The organism is Oscillospiraceae bacterium, assembly GCA_015068645.1.
Taxonomy (GTDB): domain Bacteria; phylum Bacillota; class Clostridia; order UMGS1840; family UMGS1840; genus SIG452.
Genome location: SVKD01000015.1, coordinates 1 through 18,738, shown reverse-complemented (window position 1 = coordinate 18,738; position 18,738 = coordinate 1). Strand labels below are relative to the sequence as shown.

The following is an 18,738-nucleotide window of genomic DNA, read 5'->3' as shown; positions in this document are numbered from 1 at the left end:
AGGAATTATTATGGATTTTTGTCACTTACATGTCCATACCGAATACAGCCTTCTGGACGGCTTGTGCCGGATTCGGGAGCTGGTTTCTTGCGCCAAAAACTTAGGGCAGACTGCTCTTGCCATTACCGACCACGGCGCCATGTACGGTGCCATGGAGTTTTATAAGGAATGTAAGGCACAAGGTGTAAAACCCATTATCGGATGCGAGTTTTATGTGGCATACTCCGATATGACCGACCGAAGCGTGCCGGGGTATCATCATCTGATTCTTTTGGCAAAAAACGAAACAGGTCTTCGCAATTTATACAAGCTTTCCACCGAAAGCTACAAAAAAGGGTTTTATTATAAACCCAGAATTGATAAATCTCTTCTGGCAGAGCATACCGAGGGGCTGATTTGCTTATCGGGTTGTATTGCAGGAGAGCTTTCTCAGAATATTTTGGCAGATGATATGGAGAGTGCAAAAAAAACAGCACGGTTCTACCAAAAAATCTTTGCCAAAGGTGATTACTATATTGAAATTCATAACCATCATCTGCCCGATGAAAAAAAGGTAATGCCAAAGCTTCTGGCATTATCCCGTGAACTGGGAATTCCTGCAGTTTGTGCCAACGATGTGCATTATATTCTGCAGTCTGACCACGATATTCAGGATATTTTAATGTGTATCCAGATGCAAAGACAAGTATCCGAGGAAGACAGAATCCGTTTGGAAACCCGTGAATTTTACTTAAAATCATACGAACAAATGGCAGAAATTTTCCCCGAGGAGTTACTGGCGAATACATTGGAAATTGCCGAAAAATGCAATTTAGAAATTCCGTTTGGAGAATTTCGTTTCCCCAAATATCCTGCCCCAAAAAATTCGGAAACTTATCTTCGGGAGCTTTGTTATCACGGACTTTGTGCCAAATATGAAACCGTTACCGAAGAATTAAAAGAACGGCTGGAATATGAGCTTAAAACCATTATTTCCATGGGTTTTTGCGACTATTTTCTCATTGTGTGGGATTTTGTTGCCTACGCTAAGGGGAAGGGCATTCCCGTTGGCCCCGGCAGAGGGTCTGCCGCAGGGAGCTTGGTTGCCTATTGCTTAAATATCACCACCGTGGACCCCATTCGTTACGGGTTGGTGTTTGAGCGTTTTTTAAACAAAGAACGGGTAAGTATGCCCGATATTGATATTGATTTCTGTAACGAACGCCGTGGAGAAGTGATAGATTATGTCATTTCCAAATACGGTTCTGACCGTGTGGCGCAAATTGTGGCGTTTGGTACCATGAAGGCAAGAGCTGCCGTAAAGGATGTGGCCCGTGCCACGGGAATTCCGTACTATTTAGCGGATGAAGTGACCAAAGAGCTGTCCAAATGTAAGGTGCTAAACATCACCTTAGATGAGGCGATGAGTCGCAAGGATAACCGCTTAAAAGAGCTGTATGACGAAAATCCCGACATCAAAAAGCTCATTGATACCTCCCGAAAACTGGAGGGACATATCCGTCATACCACCGTTCACGCAGCGGGGGTTCTGATTACAGGAGAGCCTGCAGTCAACTTAGTGCCCTTATGCAACGTGACCGATGCAGCTGCCACCCAGTACGAAATGGCGCACTTGGAATCCTTAGGACTTCTGAAAATGGATTTTTTGGGACTTCGTAATTTGACGGTAATTGAAGATACCTTAAACACCATTTACCGTCAGACGGGAAAACAGATTCTTCTGACCCGTTTAACCTATGATGACCCCAAGGTGTATGATTTATTATCCTCGGGAGATACCGACGGGGTATTTCAGCTGGAATCTTCAGGGATGAAAAACTTTTTAAAAGAGTTTAAACCTCGCACTTTTGAAGATGTGATTGCGGCAATTTCTCTCTACCGTCCGGGGCCTGCCAAAAAAATTCCTGAATTTATACGGAACAAAGAGAACCCTGATCTCGTCCAATATAAATGCAAAGAGTTGGAGCCTATTTTATCCGTGACTTACGGATGCATTGTGTATCAGGAGCAGGTAATGGAAATTTTTCGTCAGTTAGCCGGATACACGCTGGGTCAAGCAGATATCATTCGCCGCGCCATCTCCAAAAAGAAGGCAGACGTTCTGCTTAGAGAAAAAGAAAAATTTGTGCAGGGATGCTTAAAAAACGGAATTGCTCCTGCTATATCAGAATCCATTTTCCGTGAAATTGAAGATTTTGCATCCTATGCGTTCAATAAGTCTCACGCTGCCTGCTATTCGGTGTTAGCGTATCAGACTGCATACTTAAAATGTTATTATCCCGCTTATTTCTATGCGGCACTTCTCACTTCTTATATGGCATTTACCGAAAAGGTTTCCTATTATATCCAGTCCGCAAGAGAACGGGGAATTCGTGTCCATTCTCCCGGCATCAATACGGGAAATGTGACCTTTACCGTGAAAAATGATGACATTGTGTTCGGCTTAACCGCCATCAAGGGCATTGGCAAACAACTGGCAGAAGCCATTGTGAGAGAACGGCAGAACCATGGTGATTTTCAATCCTTGGAAGATTTTATCAAACGTCTTTTAGGCAAACAGCTCAACAAAAAAGCCATGGAATCCTTAATCCTGTCAGGCTGCTTTGACGAATTTGACAAGCGAAGTGAACTGCTTTTGGCTTACGAACCCTTAATGGACGAGCAAGCTCATGTGTTGCAGACTCACGTCAGCGGTCAGTTGGATTTATTTGGAATTTCTCTTCGGGAGCCTTCTCCCGAACCCATCCGGAAAAGTCCGAAAAAGAAAGAGCGTTACAAGCCAACGCCGGACGATTTAAAAATGGAAAAACAGGTGCTTGGTCTTTATGTATCGGGGCATCCGTTGGAGCAATTTCAGAAGAAAATCCGTTCTATGGGCGGAGACCCCATTGTTGCAACCAAGGAATCTATGTTGGAAGAGGGAATTTCGGAAAAGAATATCACGGTAATCGGTGTGATTTCCAATCTGGATGTCCGTCGCACCAAGCAGGGAACCCGAATGGCGTTTTTCAGTTTAGAGGATATGTCGGGAGTAGTCAGCTCGATTGCATTCCCTGATTTATATGTGAAAAATACAGATGCCATTTTGGAAGACAACATTGTGGTGGCAGACGGAAGACTGGTGTTAGAGGGAGAAGACACCTTCAAATTCATCTTGACAGGTCTTCGCAGATTCTCCACCGATTTAACCTACTTAAAGCTGTATTTGCGGTTGCCTGAAGAAGCATCTCCCCTCATGACAGATGTTAAGAAGCTGCTCACCTTCTTTTCGGGAGAAACTCCCGTTTATGTGTATTTTGAGAAAGAAAAGCGGCTTACCGTTGCGCCCAAAAAACTCTGGGTTATGGAAAATAATATCTTAATTGAAAAACTTTCCGCGCTGTTGGGTGCCGACAATGTGAAATTGGTTTCCGATTAGTGCAAAAGAAAACAACTGTGAAAACAGTTGACAAATTGCAAAAAGCAAAATATAATATAAAAAAATAAAAAAAGAAAAAATGTCAGTTTTTAAGAAAGAAAGGATTTAAAATTATGAAAAACTTAAAAATTTTAGCACTTTTGTTGGCAGCATTACTGTGTCTCTCCGCTTGCGGCTCTACTCAGGCAGAAAAAGACAAGTCTTCTAAAACTGCAGCTGCAAACAACACAAAAACTGAAGTTGCAGCCGACGCTGCAGCAGAAGATACCGCGTCTGACGATGGTTCCCAAGAACCCGCTGTAAACGCAGAAGCAACTCCCAGACCGGGCTCCAACATTCCTGATGCAACCACCACCGAAGCTCCCACTCCCGAAGGAGAAAGCTATCAGACTACCGGTATGTATCTGGGTATGGCAGACAGCAATCTGATGGTAATTATCGAAGCAAATCCTGAAGACGGTCAGCAGGAAAAATCTTATCAGATTTCTCCCGAAATTGATTTGGAAGCAATGGGAATCTCTGAAGGCACTTTAGTTGATTTATCCTACACCGTGGATGAAAACGGTATTAAAATTGTGAAGAGCGTTTCCATCGTTGTTGGCGAATAATTTGAAAGAACAATGGAATACCAAAGAAATGAAAACTTCCTCTTTCTCCGCCTGGAGAAAGGGGAAGAACTTTTAGAAGCACTTACTGCTTTGTGCAAAAAAGAAGATATTCAGGCAGGTATGGTTTTGGGTATTGGTGCCACCAATGATGTAACCGTGGGTTTGTTTGATACCGAGAAAAAGATGTACATTTCCAACACCTGCACGGGGGATATGGAAATCACCTCGCTTACGGGGAATATTTCCAGAAAAAACGGGGAACCATACTTACATCTGCATATTCAAGTGGCAGACGAATCCAATCAGGTAATTGGCGGACATTTAAGCCGTTGTGTGATTAGTGTCACAGCAGAAATTACGGTGATTTGCTCCGACATAAAAACCGAGAGAACCCCTAATGAAGACGGCATCAATCTTATCCATTTTCCCACAGCATAAGGAGGGGACAAACCTTGCATCAAAAAAAAGTCAAAGATTCCGAAACCGAGCAGGTTCAGCTGATTCTGCCCGAAGATTTAAATCCGTCGGGGAGGCTGTTTGGCGGAAGACTGCTCGCCTGGATTGATATTGTGGCAGCAATCACTGCCCGTCGCCACGCAGGCTGTAATGTAACTACCGCTTCCATTGACCGCTTGCAGTTTAAAGAAGGTGCATTTCCCGGAGATACTTTAGTCCTGCGGGGACGCATCACCTATGCGGGGAATACCTCTATGGAAATCCGTGTGGACACCTTTCGGGAGCGTGATAACGGAAGACTGCGTCTGATTAACACCGCCTACCTTGTGATGGTTGCTATTGATCAGAATCAAAATCCCGTCAAAGTGCCTGAATTGGTGGTGGAAACCGTCACCGAACAGATGGAGTGGGAAGCTGCCGTGAAGCGCAAAGAACTCCGCAAAGAACGCAAATCTTTGGGATATTAACAAAAAAATCTGCTAAAAATATCCAAAACACGAAAAATATTGAAAAAATAACTTGCAATTTTCAAAGACCTTTGCTATAATATACTTGTTATATTGTAATATAATTAAGAACTATAAACGGAATTTATTTCCGATTGAGAGGAGAATTCACTATGATCGGTGCCGGCGATTTCAGAAACGGCGTTACTTTCCAGGAAGATGGAAACATTTTTCAGGTTGTTGAATTTCAGCATGTAAAACCCGGGAAAGGTGCAGCGTTCGTTAGAACCAAAATCAAAAATATCATTACCGGTTCTGTAGTTGAAAAAACTTACAGACCCACTGATAAATTCCCGAAAGCTCATATCGAAAGAAAAGATATGCAGTATTCCTACAGCGATGGTGACCTGTATTACTTTATGGATCAGGAAACCTTCGATATGATTCCCATCAATGCAAGTCAGGTGGGAGACGCATTAAAATTCGTAAAAGAAAACGAATGCGTTAAAATCTTATCTCACAATGGTAACGTATTCGGTATTGAACCCCCCAACTTTGTGGAATTGGAAGTTACCGAAACTGAACCCGGCTTAGCTGGTAACACCGCTCAGGGTGCAACCAAACCTGCAACCTTAGAAACCGGTGCAACCATCAACGTGCCTCTGTTTATCAACATTGGTGACGTTTTAAGAATCGACACCAGAGACGGAAGCTATATGGAAAGAGCGTAGGCTCTTGCTTCCTTATTTGAAAGGAGAATTCCTATGGAAAATATCGGCGAAAAAATCGCATACTTAAAAGGCTTGGCTGAAGGCTTAAAAGTGGACGAATCCACCAATGAAGGCAAAATCATCAAAGGCATTCTGGACGTTTTAGCAGAAATGAACGATTACATTGAAGAAATCGATGACGATCTGGCAATGGTTCAGGAAGAAATGGACAATATGTCTGATGATTTGGCAGACGTGGAAGACATCGTATTTGAAGAAGACGAAGACGATTGTAACTGCGATTGCTGTGACGATGAAGACGTTTATGAAATCACCTGCCCCAACTGTGGCGAAGAAGTGTATGTAGACGGCGAAACCTTAGAAAACGAAGACATTTACTGTCCTTCTTGCCGTCAGCAGATTGAACTGGATCTGCCCGAAGGTTGTGACTGCGGTTGCGATTGTGACTGTGATTGCGAGGACTAATTCTTTTTAGCAAGAAAAAGGTATGCAAATTGCCGAGTGTTCTTAAGGACACTCGGCAGTTTTATTTGCCTTATGGCGAGTGGTATTTGCTGTTGCAAGTGATATTGCTAAGCAGTTGTATTGCCTTCGGCAGTTTGTTAGCGAATAAAATACCACTAAAACCAAAGGTTTTAATAACACTTTTGATTTATCAAAAATATCACTCTGTACAAAGTACAGAATATCACTTGAAAAAGTAACGATTTTGTCGTATAATTATTGTAGAGGTGATAGTAGTGGCAGATAGTGTTTTGAGAGATAAAGCAAAGCAATTTGCGAAAGATATGGTTTTTCTATGCAGAGAGATTAAATCTAATCATAAAGAATCGGTATTGGTGAACCAGCTACTTCGTTCGGCAACTTCAATTGGTGCCAATCTTCACGAAGCGCAATACGCTCAAAGCAAAAATGATTTCATATCAAAGCTTGAAATAGCACAAAAGGAGTGCTACGAAACAGAGTATTGGTTGGAATTGCTATACGAAACAAATCGTATGGAAGAAGAAAAATATAAGAAAATGCAAAATGAATGTGGTGCTATTCGCAGAATGTTAATATCATCACTAAAAACAGTTAAATCTAAATGAAAAAAGCCTGAAACCAAAATTGCTGTTTCGGGCTTTTTGTATAACGAAAAACATACGATAGTTTGCTATTTCGAAATGTGCGCGTGGATTTTTGATAGAATTTTTTCAAAAAATATTGTAAAATTTTTTTTGGTATGATATAATAAACAAAATAGAATCATTTCGCAATTTTCTGTTTTAAAACTTCCTGCATTGGAGACAATAAACTTGTATATAAGAGGTGATCATATGGAAATTACCAAAGATATTAAATACATCGGCGTAAACGACCACATTGTGGACTTATTTGAAGGGCAGTATGACGTTCCCAACGGAATGTCTTACAATTCCTATGTGATTTTAGATGATAAAATTGCGGTGATGGACACGGTGGATATCAATTTCACCCATCAGTGGCTGGACAATCTGCAGAACACCTTATCAGGCAGAAAACCCGATTATCTGATCATCCAGCATATGGAGCCTGACCATTCTGCAAACATCGTAAATTTTTTGAAAGCGTATCCCGATGCGAAAATCGTGTCATCTTCTAAGGCGTTCACTATGATGAATCAGTTTTTCGGCATGGATTTTTCCGACAAACAGATTGTGGTTGGAGAAGGAGACACCCTATCTTTAGGAAAACATAACCTTACCTTTGTCACCGCTCCTATGGTGCATTGGCCCGAAGTAATCGTGACCTACGATTCCACTGATAAAGTGCTGTTTTCTGCAGACGGGTTCGGCAAGTTCGGAGCGTTGGACGTAGAAGAAGACTGGGCTTGCGAAGCTCGTCGTTACTACATCGGCATCGTTGGAAAATACGGTGCTCAGGTGCAGAATTTATTAAAAAAAGCGGCAGGACTGGATATTGAAAAAATCTGTCCCCTCCATGGTCCTGTGTTAACGGAAAATTTAGGATATTATCTTAATTTATATAACATCTGGTCAAGCTATCAGCCTGAAGAAGAAGGCATTATGATTGCATACACTTCTGTGTATGGCAACACCAAAAAAGCGGTGTTGAAATTAGCAGACCAATTAAAAGCCAAAGGTTGCCCCAAAGTGGTGGTAAACGATCTGGCAAGATGCGATATGGCAGAAGCGGTGGAAGATGCTTTCCGTTACAGTAAACTGGTGCTTGCCACCACCACCTACAATGCGGAAATTTTCCCCTTTATGAAAGAATTTATCAATCATTTAACTGAGCGGAATTTCCAGAACAGAACGGTGGCATTCATTCAGAACGGAAGCTGGGCACCCTTAGCTACCAAAGTGATGAAAGAACTGTTTGCCAAATCTAAAAACTTAACCTTCTGCGAAAATGAAGTAACTATTTTGTCAGCGCTCAATGAAGACTCTCAGGCACAGCTTAACCAATTATCCGACGAGCTTTGCGGTGACTATCTGGCACAGCAGGGCGAAGATGTGGATAAAAACAATTTATCTGCCCTGTTTAACATTGGTTACGGTTTATATGTGATTACATCCAATGACGGCAAAAAAGACAACGGTTTAATCGTAAATACCGTAACTCAGGTGACCAACACTCCCAATCGGATTGCTGTGACCATCAATAAAGAAAATTATTCTCACCACGTGATTAAGCAGACAGGCAAAATGAATATGAATTGCTTAACAACCGACACTCCCTTCTCGGTATTCCAACAATTTGGTTTCCAGAGTGGCAGAAACGTGGATAAATTCGAGGGAGCCGATGTGCTTCGCTCCGATAACGGTCTGGTATTCTTATCCAGAAATATCAACTCTTTCCTGTCTTTAAAAGTGGAAAACTACGTGGATTTGGATACCCACGGCATGTTTATCTGCTCCGTGACCGAGGCAAGAGTCATCAATCAGAATGAGTCTATGACTTATTCCTATTATCATCAGCACGTGAAACCAAAGCCCCAAACGGATAAAAAAGGCTATGTCTGCAAAATCTGCGGATATGTTTATGAGGGGGAACCCCTGCCTGACGATTTTATCTGCCCCTTATGTAAACACGGTGCTTCGGACTTTGAGAAAATTGTGTAAGAGCTGAAATTTTCAGCTAATATAAACTAAACAAATAATTATGATATCATTATGGAGGTATGAAACAATGAAAAAATATGTATGTGACGTATGCGGATGGGTATATGACGAAGCAGAAGGCGCTCCCGATGCAGGAATCGATGCAGGAACCACCTGGGAAAACGTGCCCGAAGATTTCGTTTGTCCCTTATGCGGCGTTGGGAAAGACAGCTTTTCCGAAGAATAATTTTTTTCGTATTTTTAGTAATTTAAATTAAATTTTTTATTATATCACAACAACGGAGGAATTTATCATGTCCAAATATCAAGGAACTCAGACTGAAAAAAACTTAATGGCAGCATTTTCCGGTGAAAGCGAAGCAAGAAATAAATACACCTATTTTGCATCCAAAGCAAAAAAAGATGGTTACGAACAGATTGCAGCGTTATTCTTAAAAACTGCTGATAACGAAAAAGAACACGCAAAACTGTGGTTCAAAGAATTGGAAGGCATCGGCGATACTGCTGATAACTTAGTTGCAGCAGCAAACGGCGAAAACTATGAATGGACCGATATGTATGCAGGTTTCGCAGAAACTGCTGAAAAAGAAGGATTCACCGAACTGGCAGAAAAATTCCGTTTGGTTGCGGCAATCGAAAAAAGCCACGAAGAAAGATACCGTGCATTATTAAAGAACGTGGAATCCAAAGAAGTATTCAAAAAAGCAGAAACCAAAGTTTGGGAATGCCGTAACTGCGGTCACTTAGTAACCGGTGACAGTGCGCCTGAAATTTGTCCTACTTGTGCGCATCCTCAGAGTTATTTTGAGATTCATGCAGAAAACTATTAAGAAATGAAGAAACGAATCAATAATAGAGAATAAAGAATAAAAATGGTGGCATCTTGCGGATGCATTTTAATGCAGGCTTTGCCTGCCACCACAATTCTTCATTTTTCACGATTCATTATTCATTGCAGGGGAGGAGCGTGCTCCTCCCTTGTGTAATTTTCCAGCAGGCAGGTGAAATCTTATGACCATGGTATTATTAACGGCATTAGGCGTTGGCGGTGCCACCATGATTGGGGCGTTGCTCGGCTTCCTCTTTAAAAAACAAACTCATAAATTTTCGGATATCGTGCTGTCCTTTGCGGCAGGTGTCATGTTCTGTGCAGCGGTAATCGGCCTCATTATGCCCTCTTTGGAATATGGCGGAAAGTATGGTATTCTCATTACCATTGCAGGCATTTTTGTGGGTGCGCTGTTTTTAAATATGTTAGATAAGCTGGTTCCCCATTTACATAAATTGGCGGGAGCAGACATTGAAAGTCACCATCAGACCAACTTAAATAAAGTGCTTCTGTTTGTAATGGCAATTGCCATTCACAATCTGCCCGAAGGTCTTGCCGCAGGGGTTGGATTTGGTACGGATAACATAGAGCAGGCGTTGGTGATCGCAGGTGGGATTGCACTTCAAAATATTCCCGAAGGAATGGTCATCATTGCACCTATGCTGGCAGCAGGCGTTTCCAAAGGCAGAACCCTTATGATTGCCCTCGCCACAGGTTTGGTGGAAGTGGTGGGCACATTGCTGGGATATTTTTCGGTATCCATTTCCACTGCAGTACTGCCCTTTATGCTTGCCTTTGCAGGCGGGGTAATGCTTTATGTCATCAGCGATGAAATGATTCCCGAAACTCACGCCCACGGACATGAACGGGGTGCAACCTATTCGTTTTTAATTGGCTTCTGCGTGATGCTTGTGACCGACGTATTATTAGGATAAACAAAAAAGGTATGGATTGATTTCCATACCTTTTTTTATGTTTATCTTGAATAGAGCCAAAATGAGCGGAAAAATGATTCAAAAAGCGGAGAAAACGGCACACCGTTTCAATAGTGTGCTATGCTAAAAATGGAAAGAAAAGGGCATAGAATGAATCAATCAAGCCCGTAGGGGTAACCCGAAGGCGTACCGAGTGTACGCCGATGGGTGAAGTTCATTTGCTTATGCGCATTTTTACCTCATTGTAAAATGGAAAGAAAAGGACATAGAATGAATCAATCAAGCCCATAGGGGTTACCCGAAGGCGTACATTGGTACGCCGAGAGGCTTGATTGGTACATAGCAAAAGGCATTTAAATCAAATTGTTTGCCAAAACAATTTCACCTTAAATACAAAAAGCATGAGAAAATTCCCATGCCTTTTGCGTTCTATGTTCTTTTATTCCATTTTTTAGAAGGTGAGGACTTCGATGCCCATAATGTTACCAAATTCAACGATCTGGTCATACAGGTCTTCGCCATAGCCCAAGCAGCCGTATTCGTTGTTCCAGCTTTCAACCAGAGCACCGATATCGCCGTCCACTTTTACAAAAGCGTGGGGCCAGAAAGGAATACCGCATTCGTGACGACGAGCTTCCAGTTCTTCTTTTGCAGGCTGGAACACTTCGCAACGAGCCACGCAAATTCTGAATTTGCCGTCCACTCTGCTGATACGAGCAAGAACCCCTTTACCGCTCTTACATACTAAGTCGATAGATAAGCCGCCGGCTTCCCCTTCGGTGGGAATACCATGACCTGCTAAGCCCACGCCGTCTTCATTTGCTAAGCAGGGCGGAACAGCACCGTCACCGATGATTTTGATTTCGTTGGTAGCTTTGTTCACGTGCTGTAAGTCACCATAGTAGATGGGGTCTTTGGAAAGTCCCATAATCATAATGGAGGTTAAGCAGGTGTTGAAGTCAGATAAGGTAGCGGTGGGAACACCGTCGTTTAACATCATACTCTGTGCAAAACAGGTTGCAGCATAGTAGTCACCCATGCCGGGGAAGGACTGAATGGTGTAGTAATCGAATCCTTCTTTTTCTTTTAAGGTTTTTAATGCTAAGTATAAACGGATGGAACGGATGTTACCGTCGTTACGTTCTACCTTGCAGGTGAAGTTATTGTCAATCCAGTCACAAACTTTGTCAACTTCTGCCTGGGGAATTGCTTTTGCAGTTTCTACCAGTTCCATGGTGTCACGGGTGTCGATATCGATACCGAAGGTTTTCATCCACTGAGAAGGATCAGCAACACCGCAGGTCTGACCCATACCACGTCCGCCGAATGCTCTTAAGGTGGTTAATTCCATGCTCTTTTTCAGTTTGGAAGCTTTACAGAAGTTTGCTACTCTTTTTACGTTATTGATATCGGAAACACCGCCGTAAACGAATTTGTGTTTGATGCCAACTTCGTTTAATGCTGCGCTTAATACCAAGCCGCCAACAGGACGCCAGCCCTGAGAACCGTCGTGAGTCCAGATTACGATACCTTTTCCGGTTTTTGCGAATTCACGGATAGCACCGATCATGTGTGCTGCCCATACCCAGGTACCGGAGAATAATACTAAAGTGTCGATAGAATCATCTTTTGCTAAGGGAAGAATTACATTTTTTGCTTCTTCTTTGGTAGCAATGATCAATTTTTCTTCTACTAATTCCACGCCTTCAGCTTTCAGTGCTTTTTTGGAATTTTCGATGACGCTTTCGTCAATGAATAAGTTGCCGTCCGGGTCTAATAAACCGTCTTTATGTACACCGTAAACGACAAATGCAGTTTTGGATTTTAACATAATGGTTTTCTCCTTTTTTGGTTTTTAATATTTTAACCTAATTTTTTTTCGATTTCATCGTTGCCCGAAATCACGTTGATTTCCACACGGAATTTTTTGGTTTCTCCCGGTTGTAGGAAGGGGAGCAAGCCGTTTTTTCTAAGATAATCACGGGATTCGCAAGGCACATTTGCAGGCTCTAACGCCAATACATAGTCTTTCACATCTTCCAATACCCACTGGGTTAGGTAGGGCAAATCCTTACTGTCAAAGCTGATGGCTACGGCAAGTCCGCCCTCTAATTCGGGGTTATGAATCCACACGGTTTCAGTGTCACCACCGAAAGTGTGCATATAATTTTTTTCTGCATTGGCACCGTCAGGTTTTTTGATGGACGCCTGTTCATCCATTCGCTCTTTGGTGTAGTCATCATAACCAACACATTCTTTGCTGGGCACGTGAACAACGGCATCTTCACATAACAGGGGATAGCCGAAATTGATATGATAAAGCAGGTTGAACGGACATTCTTTGCCACCCTCATTGGTGATTTCATCTTCAATCACCACGGACGATTTTCCGAATTGGGAAGAAATGCTTCGTTTGATGCCGATTTTATGACCAAAGGGAGTGCTATCGTGCAGTTCCCCCGTAATTTTTAAAATCCCTGCTTCGTAATCGGACAAATCACACACTTTTTTAGCGGGAAGGGAAGTCCATCTGCCGTGCTGCCCTAAGAGTTCGCCGTTATCCTCGCAAGGAGGACCTAGGTGAGTGGGTCCGCAGGTGGTGAGTAAGCCTGCGGAAAACGTACGGAGCCATTCGATTCCAGACGCATCAAAATGAGCAGGATGGGCTTCCATATTTTCGGTTAAAAAGGCAAGGTTGGTGCCTTTATAGGATGCCAAGGAAATGTCTAAACCACGGTCACACACCACGGTATAGCAAAAACCGCTTCCCGTGTTCACGTCAATACAACGGCAACCGTCGGTGATACCGTCGGTTAAACGGTAATGACGGGTTCCGCCCATCTGAATGGTGTTTCCCATATATTTTTTGGTATCTTTTCGATTGATTTCACTCATAGCGGTTTCCTCGGCTCATCTTTTTTTGATTGTTACTTTTATTATAACAAATATCTTTTTTGAAAAAAAGATAAATTTGTGCAAACTATGTGTCATTTGTTCACAAAATGACATTTTGTATATATTTTTTGGTTTCAAATTGACTTTTTTATCATAGCGTGTTATAATCAGCTTGTATAAAATATTATTTCATAGGGAGAAACACTATGAAACAAGTTATGAAAAAAAGGAAAAAAACATTTTCATCTGTGCAGATTATCTTGCTGGGTTTTTTCGGATTGGTTCTGTTGGGGAGTTTTGTGCTAAGTCTGCCCATCAGTTCTCAAAACGGACAGCCTGTGCCATATATTGACGCCTTATTTACCGCCACCACCTCGGTATGTGTGACGGGGCTGGTCACTGTGCCCACTGCGTTTGCCTGGAGTGTGTTCGGGCAGGCGGTCATCTTAGTGCTGATTCAGATTGGCGGTTTGGGTGTGGTCACCGTAATGGCGGCATTTATGATTTCCTTAAAAAAGAAAATGGGTATGGATGACAGGATACTCATCAGCGATTCTTTTAACTTGAGTTCCATGGACGGGATTGCCGTTTTTGTAAAAAAGGTGCTTGCCCTTACCTTCACCATTGAAGGAATCGGAGCTTTGCTTTATATGACGGTGTTTATTCCCGAATTTGGATTGACGGGTATCTGGTTTGGCATTTTTCATTCTGTTTCTGCATTCTGTAATGCGGGGATTGATTTATTGGGAAGTGCAAGCCTTTGTCCGTACGTGTTGAATCCTGTGGTGAATTTTACCACCATGTTTTTAATTATTTCGGGTGGCTTAGGCTTTGTGGTGTGGTTTGACATTTTTGAAAATCTCCGCCACAAAAGAAGACGTGGCATTCGCTTTTTAAGCCTGCACAGCAAAATTGTGCTGTCAGTCACTACGGTTCTTTTGATTGGCGGCGGTATCGTTTACTTTTTGCTTGAGTGCAATAATCCGTTGACGATCGGCAATTATTCATTTGGTGAGAAAGCGATGGTTTCGCTCTTTCAGTCGGTGACCACAAGAACCGCAGGATTTGCGACAATCCCGCAGGAAAATCTGACGGGAGGTTCTTCGTTTTTGAGCTTGCTTTTGATGTTTGTGGGCGGGTCTCCCGCAGGTACGGCAGGTGGTGTCAAAACAGTTACGCTGTTCGTCTTGTTTATGACAACTTTGGCAGTGATTCGCTCCAAACGGACGGTGGATGTGTTTCATCGACAGATTTCTTTGGAAATTGCGAAAAAGGCACTGGCTGTTTTCTTGTTTTCCATGTTGGTGGTAATTGGCTCCACCTTCCTGCTTTTGGTTGTGCAGGGCGGAGACCTTATGGATATCCTCTATGAAACCGTCAGCGCCACCGCAACGGTTGGTTTAACACGTAATTACACGGGCGGTTTGAATTTTTTTGGCAAAATGATTATTATTTTAACGATGTATTTCGGCAGGGTAGGACCTATTTCTCTGGCGTTTGCGTTCAGCACGGATAAACGCAGAGAAAATTCGGTGGTCAATCCCCAAGAAGATGTAATTGTAGGATAAGGAGAAAAAAGATGAAACTTCATAAAAGCTATGCAGTGTTTGGATTAGGAAGATATGGTAAGGCGGTTGTCAGAGAGTTATTGGAGAACGGAGCATCTGTTTTGGCGGTGGATTATAACCAGAAAACGGTGGATGCATTAGCCGATGAAATTCCCTTGGTCAAATGTGCTGATGCTACTGATCCCGCTGTGATAAAACAGCTTGGAATTTCCGAGTTCGATGTGGTGGTAATTGCCATGGCGGAAAATTTCGAGGCAAGTGTAATGGCAACTCTTTTGTGTAAAGAACAAGGAGTGGAAAGGGTGATTGTAAAATGTGCCAATGAGGCTCATCGTGCCATTTTAATGAAATTGGGGGCAGATGAAGTGGTAATTCCCGAATCAGAATCAGGAATTCGTTTGGCAAAAAATTTGGTTTCCTCCGGCTTTGTGGATATTGCGGAGATTTCGGAAGATATTTCTGTGCTGGAAATATCCGTAAAAAAAGAATGGGTTGGCAAAACATTGTTGGAATTGGAACTTCGTAAAAAGTATAATATGAATGTGGTTGCCCTAAAAAAAGAGGGGGTAACCGATATTTCATTCCGTCCCGATACAGTGCTTGAGAGTGGCACACAGATGATTGTGATTGCCGATAAAAACACCTTATCCCGTATGAAGTAGAGAGAAAAACGATGTTAAATATCAATCAGGTAAACTTATATAAAATATTCCGTGATTTTTACACCCTCACCAATATGCGGGTGGTTTTGTTCAGTAAAGAGCAGGAGCAGCTGATGGAGTATCCCTCCACCCGTCATAATTTTTGTGATTTGATTTGCAAAAGTGGTCATTGGGCCAAACAGTGTGAAAACTGTGACAGAAAAAACGTGCAAATCTGTTCCCGAGAGCAGAAGACAGTAAAATACCTTTGCCATCTTGGGCTTTGGGAATGTATTGTGCCCATCTATGATGACAACGGTATTATCGGATATGTGATGTTTGGGCAGGTGCTTCCCGACGGGGAAGCAGATGTTACCAGAAAACAGTTGGCAAAACAGTTTGCGGAAGAGGATTTTCCCGGGATTTCGGAGGCAATCCAAAAAATTCCTGCCAAATCCAAGGCGGAGCTTTCTGCCTGTATCACGGTGTTGCAGTCGTTGGCGGCATATATGCTGTCCAACCAGTGGGTCACTCCTCAAAAATCTGAATTTATCCGTCATATGGACAAATTCATTGAAAAAAATTTGGAAAAAAATATCGGTGTGGAGGATATCTGTGCCGAATTTCATATCCGAAGAACTCGTCTTTACAGCGTGGCAAAGGACTATTTGGGATGCCCCATTGCCGAGTATATCCGCAAGCAAAAAATTCAGCATGCTTGCCGTTTGCTTTTAGAAACCGACGAATCGGTAAATCAGATTGCCTATCGGGTTGGCTTTTACGATTACGGTCATTTCTCCCGTATTTTTCGGGATATTAAAGGAAGGACCGCCACCGAATATCGCAAATCCCATCGGCAAAGATAGTTTTTTATAAAATACTGAAAAATATCCATCAAAAAACCGCTCAGAATGCCTCTGAACGGTTTTTTTCTTTCTTATAAGGATTTTATCGCTTTGTAAAGATTTTCGTATTTTAAGTAGTGTTTTTGATATTCTTTTGCGGTTTCGGGGTTGGGGTGGAAGATTTTGCGCACTGCTACCAGTTTGTCAACCGCTTCTTCTAAGGTGTTCCAAACGCCCATTGCAACCCCTGTCATTGCCACGGTGCCTGCAGAACCAACTTCTTTGCAGTCTAACGCGGTGATATCGGTGTTTAAGATATCTGCTTTAATCTGCAGCCATAAGTCGGAGGTTGCGCCGCCGCCTGTTGCACGAATTTCCTGAATCTGGCCTGTCATTTCCTTCATGGTGTTGAAGTTTAAGAGCATTTCATAAGAAGTGCCTTCCATTAAGGCTTTGTATAAGTCATATTTGGAAGTTTCCAAAGTAACGCCCACAAATGCGGCTTTGGAATCGTTATCCATATAGGGAGTTGCTGCTCCTGAAAAATGGGGAAGCACCAAAATGCCTGTGGGGCCCACCGGTGCAGCCTTGTCCAATTCGGCATACACGTTTTTGCCTTGTTCTTCTGCCTGCTTGTTTTCTAATTCCGCAAAATTATCACGGAACCATTTTAAGGTTGCGCCGCCTGTGTAGGAAAGTGCATAACAAGCATAGCTGCCGTTCAGATAAGGAACAATGGAATATCCGCATTTGTAAATGCCCGGATTCTGCGGTTTTTCATTTAACATAACGGGAATACATTCCACGGTACCGGTGCCGTCCATAGCAGAATCGGTGGAGAAAATTCTTGCACCAATCATTCCGCCAATCTGGTCGTGACCGCCGTTTACAATGGTGATATCATAAGAAATGCCCAGTTCTTTTTTCAGTTCCTCTTTCACTTTGCCTGCAATAGAACCTGTGGGAACTGCTTTGGACATTAAAGAGATATCTACTCCCAGTTTTTCAAAACCTTCTTCGTAGTAGCAAAGGTTTTCAATATCAAACATTCCGGTACGGGCTGCCAACGAATAGTCGGTCTGTGCATTGCCCGTCAAGGTGTATACAATGAAATCTTCGCCCAGTAAAATGTGTTTACATTTTTGGTAAAGCTCAGGCTTATTGTGTTTCCACCATAAAATTTTGGGGAAACTGTAAAGGGAATGGGGTTCTACCCCGGTAATCATCGCTAAGTGTTCTTTTCCCAGAGTATCGCACATCAGTTTGCATTCTTCTTCTCCTCTGGGGTCGGTATAAAGCATCGAGGGCGCTAAAATATTGTCGTCCTCATCCAGCATTGCAAAGGTTTCCCCAAAGCTGGTAACGCCCAATGCGTCAATCTGATATTCGGCTACTGCCTGTTTTAGCAGGGATAATACCCCGTTTTTCACGTCGTTAAAATCAATTTCGTGTTGACCGTTTTTACGGATGATGTCATATTCTTTATAGTAAGTGGTCAAATATTCTGCTTTCTCGTTGTACAACGCGATTTTACAACCGGTGGTACCCACGTCTAAGCCGCCTAAAATCATAGGAAACATCCTCCTTTTTATTATTTGATTTTATTATAGCAGAGGAAGGGTGCAGAATCAAGTCTTTTTGGAAAAAATGTGTCGGAAAGTGAAATAAGGTTCAAATCCTGTTACAAAAAAACGGGCAACACCTTGCGGTGTCACCCATTTTCTTATGGTCGGGATAACAGGATACAGCCGCCAATGGCGTCTTGGTTGCTCGGCGACCCAAAGGCGATGCCTTTCGGTACCCGCCTTGCGCACCAACTTCGCTAAAAACCGTTCCCCAAACGGTTTTCTTGACGCTCGTTGCCTTCTTAAGGTTCAAATCTTGTTACAAAAAAACGGGCAACACCTTGCGGTGTTACCCATTTTCTTTTGGTCGGGATAACAGGATACAGCCGCCAATGGCGTCTTGGTTGCTCGGCGACCCAAAGGCGATGCCTTTCGGTACCCGCCTTGCGCACCAACTTCGCTAAAAACCGTTCCCCAAACGGTTTTCTTGACGCTCGTTGCCTTCTTAAGGTTCAAATCCTGTTACAAAAAAACGGGCAACACCTTGCGGTATTGCCCATTTTCTTTTGGTCGGGATAACAGGATTTGAACCTGCGGCCTCTTCGTCCCGAACACGCTCTAAAGCCTGATATATAGCGGTTTTTACCTTTTTTAGCCCTTTCCGCTACATTTAACATGCTCTTTAGACATCTTA

17 protein-coding genes are annotated in these 18,738 nt (G+C 42.7%); 14 read left to right on the top strand and 3 right to left on the bottom strand.

Annotated features, from left to right (window positions below; genetic code table 11):
- The first annotated feature begins 10 nt into the window (after positions 1 to 10).
- The 11 genes from E7413_07530 (at position 11) to E7413_07480 (ending at position 10,530) form a co-directional block, all read left to right on the top strand.
- Positions 11 to 3,418, top strand: coding sequence for a DNA polymerase III subunit alpha (locus E7413_07530; GenBank protein ID MBE7019709.1), 3,408 nt, complete (start codon positions 11 to 13; stop codon positions 3,416 to 3,418).
- 113 nt (positions 3,419 to 3,531) lie between these two features.
- Positions 3,532 to 4,026, top strand: a complete 495-nt coding sequence (locus tag E7413_07525) for a hypothetical protein (GenBank protein MBE7019708.1) — start codon at positions 3,532 to 3,534, stop codon at positions 4,024 to 4,026.
- A 12-nt stretch (positions 4,027 to 4,038) separates the two neighbouring features.
- Positions 4,039 to 4,464, top strand: coding sequence for a DNA-binding protein (locus tag E7413_07520; protein MBE7019707.1), 426 nt, complete (start codon positions 4,039 to 4,041; stop codon positions 4,462 to 4,464).
- Positions 4,465 to 4,478: 14 nt separating this feature from the next.
- Complete coding sequence (locus E7413_07515; protein ID MBE7019706.1) at positions 4,479 to 4,949, top strand: acyl-CoA thioesterase; 471 nt, start codon at positions 4,479 to 4,481, stop codon at positions 4,947 to 4,949.
- A 152-nt stretch (positions 4,950 to 5,101) separates the two neighbouring features.
- On the top strand, positions 5,102 to 5,659 hold the full coding sequence (gene efp, locus E7413_07510; GenBank protein ID MBE7019705.1) for an elongation factor P: 558 nt from the start codon (positions 5,102 to 5,104) through the stop codon (positions 5,657 to 5,659).
- Positions 5,660 to 5,692: 33 nt separating this feature from the next.
- Positions 5,693 to 6,124, top strand: a complete 432-nt coding sequence (locus E7413_07505) for a hypothetical protein (GenBank protein ID MBE7019704.1) — start codon at positions 5,693 to 5,695, stop codon at positions 6,122 to 6,124.
- Between the two features lie 275 nt (positions 6,125 to 6,399).
- Positions 6,400 to 6,750, top strand: coding sequence for a four helix bundle protein (locus E7413_07500; protein ID MBE7019703.1), 351 nt, complete (start codon positions 6,400 to 6,402; stop codon positions 6,748 to 6,750).
- A 228-nt stretch (positions 6,751 to 6,978) separates the two neighbouring features.
- On the top strand, positions 6,979 to 8,766 hold the full coding sequence (locus E7413_07495) for an MBL fold metallo-hydrolase (GenBank protein MBE7019702.1): 1,788 nt from the start codon (positions 6,979 to 6,981) through the stop codon (positions 8,764 to 8,766).
- 67 nt (positions 8,767 to 8,833) lie between these two features.
- Positions 8,834 to 8,992, top strand: coding sequence for a rubredoxin (locus E7413_07490; protein MBE7019701.1), 159 nt, complete (start codon positions 8,834 to 8,836; stop codon positions 8,990 to 8,992).
- 67 nt (positions 8,993 to 9,059) lie between these two features.
- On the top strand, positions 9,060 to 9,596 hold the full coding sequence (locus E7413_07485) for a rubrerythrin family protein (protein MBE7019700.1): 537 nt from the start codon (positions 9,060 to 9,062) through the stop codon (positions 9,594 to 9,596).
- 181 nt (positions 9,597 to 9,777) lie between these two features.
- Positions 9,778 to 10,530 carry a ZIP family metal transporter gene (locus tag E7413_07480; GenBank protein ID MBE7019699.1) on the top strand — a complete coding sequence of 251 codons (753 nt, stop codon included), beginning with the start codon at positions 9,778 to 9,780 and terminating at the stop codon, positions 10,528 to 10,530.
- 451 nt (positions 10,531 to 10,981) lie between these two features.
- Here E7413_07480 and E7413_07475 read toward each other — a convergent pair whose 3' ends face one another.
- Together E7413_07475 and E7413_07470 are read right to left on the bottom strand one after the other, a co-directional pair.
- Positions 10,982 to 12,361: a hypothetical protein gene (locus tag E7413_07475; GenBank protein MBE7019698.1), complete on the bottom strand. Its 1,380-nt coding sequence runs from the start codon at positions 12,359 to 12,361 to the stop codon at positions 10,982 to 10,984.
- 32 nt (positions 12,362 to 12,393) lie between these two features.
- Positions 12,394 to 13,425: a DUF4432 family protein gene (locus E7413_07470; GenBank protein ID MBE7019697.1), complete on the bottom strand. Its 1,032-nt coding sequence runs from the start codon at positions 13,423 to 13,425 to the stop codon at positions 12,394 to 12,396.
- Between the two features lie 218 nt (positions 13,426 to 13,643).
- Between E7413_07470 and E7413_07465 the strand changes: the two genes are divergently transcribed.
- Genes E7413_07465 through E7413_07455 form a run of 3 tightly spaced genes read left to right on the top strand, consistent with a single transcriptional unit; the run spans position 13,644 to position 16,500 of the window.
- Positions 13,644 to 14,993 carry a potassium transporter KtrB gene (locus tag E7413_07465; protein ID MBE7019696.1) on the top strand — a complete coding sequence of 450 codons (1,350 nt, stop codon included), beginning with the start codon at positions 13,644 to 13,646 and terminating at the stop codon, positions 14,991 to 14,993.
- 11 nt (positions 14,994 to 15,004) lie between these two features.
- Positions 15,005 to 15,655: a TrkA family potassium uptake protein gene (locus tag E7413_07460; GenBank protein MBE7019695.1), complete on the top strand. Its 651-nt coding sequence runs from the start codon at positions 15,005 to 15,007 to the stop codon at positions 15,653 to 15,655.
- An 11-nt stretch (positions 15,656 to 15,666) separates the two neighbouring features.
- Positions 15,667 to 16,500 carry a helix-turn-helix domain-containing protein gene (locus tag E7413_07455; GenBank protein ID MBE7019694.1) on the top strand — a complete coding sequence of 278 codons (834 nt, stop codon included), beginning with the start codon at positions 15,667 to 15,669 and terminating at the stop codon, positions 16,498 to 16,500.
- A 71-nt stretch (positions 16,501 to 16,571) separates the two neighbouring features.
- Here E7413_07455 and E7413_07450 read toward each other — a convergent pair whose 3' ends face one another.
- A complete protein-coding gene (locus E7413_07450; GenBank protein ID MBE7019693.1) occupies positions 16,572 to 18,059 on the bottom strand; it encodes a carbohydrate kinase in 1,488 nt (495 codons plus the stop codon).
- Positions 18,060 to 18,738 lie beyond the last annotated feature (679 nt).

Excerpts from the sequence above, each read along its gene's own strand:
- E7413_07480 (MBE7019699.1), top strand. The coding sequence starts at position 9,778 with ATGACCATGGTATTATTAACGGCATTAGGCGTTGGCGGTGCCACCATG.
- E7413_07495 (MBE7019702.1), top strand. The coding sequence starts at position 6,979 with ATGGAAATTACCAAAGATATTAAATACATCGGCGTAAACGACCACATT.
- E7413_07505 (MBE7019704.1), top strand. The coding sequence starts at position 5,693 with ATGGAAAATATCGGCGAAAAAATCGCATACTTAAAAGGCTTGGCTGAA.
- E7413_07485 (MBE7019700.1), top strand. The coding sequence starts at position 9,060 with ATGTCCAAATATCAAGGAACTCAGACTGAAAAAAACTTAATGGCAGCA.
- E7413_07450 (MBE7019693.1), bottom strand. The coding sequence starts at position 18,059 with ATGTTTCCTATGATTTTAGGCGGCTTAGACGTGGGTACCACCGGTTGT.
- E7413_07520 (MBE7019707.1), top strand. The coding sequence starts at position 4,039 with ATGGAATACCAAAGAAATGAAAACTTCCTCTTTCTCCGCCTGGAGAAA.
- E7413_07490 (MBE7019701.1), top strand. The coding sequence starts at position 8,834 with ATGAAAAAATATGTATGTGACGTATGCGGATGGGTATATGACGAAGCA.
- E7413_07470 (MBE7019697.1), bottom strand. The coding sequence starts at position 13,425 with ATGAGTGAAATCAATCGAAAAGATACCAAAAAATATATGGGAAACACC.
- E7413_07460 (MBE7019695.1), top strand. The coding sequence starts at position 15,005 with ATGAAACTTCATAAAAGCTATGCAGTGTTTGGATTAGGAAGATATGGT.
- efp (MBE7019705.1), top strand. The coding sequence starts at position 5,102 with ATGATCGGTGCCGGCGATTTCAGAAACGGCGTTACTTTCCAGGAAGAT.
- E7413_07525 (MBE7019708.1), top strand. The coding sequence starts at position 3,532 with ATGAAAAACTTAAAAATTTTAGCACTTTTGTTGGCAGCATTACTGTGT.
- E7413_07465 (MBE7019696.1), top strand. The coding sequence starts at position 13,644 with ATGAAAAAAAGGAAAAAAACATTTTCATCTGTGCAGATTATCTTGCTG.
- E7413_07455 (MBE7019694.1), top strand. The coding sequence starts at position 15,667 with ATGTTAAATATCAATCAGGTAAACTTATATAAAATATTCCGTGATTTT.
- E7413_07475 (MBE7019698.1), bottom strand. The coding sequence starts at position 12,361 with ATGTTAAAATCCAAAACTGCATTTGTCGTTTACGGTGTACATAAAGAC.
- E7413_07530 (MBE7019709.1), top strand. The coding sequence starts at position 11 with ATGGATTTTTGTCACTTACATGTCCATACCGAATACAGCCTTCTGGAC.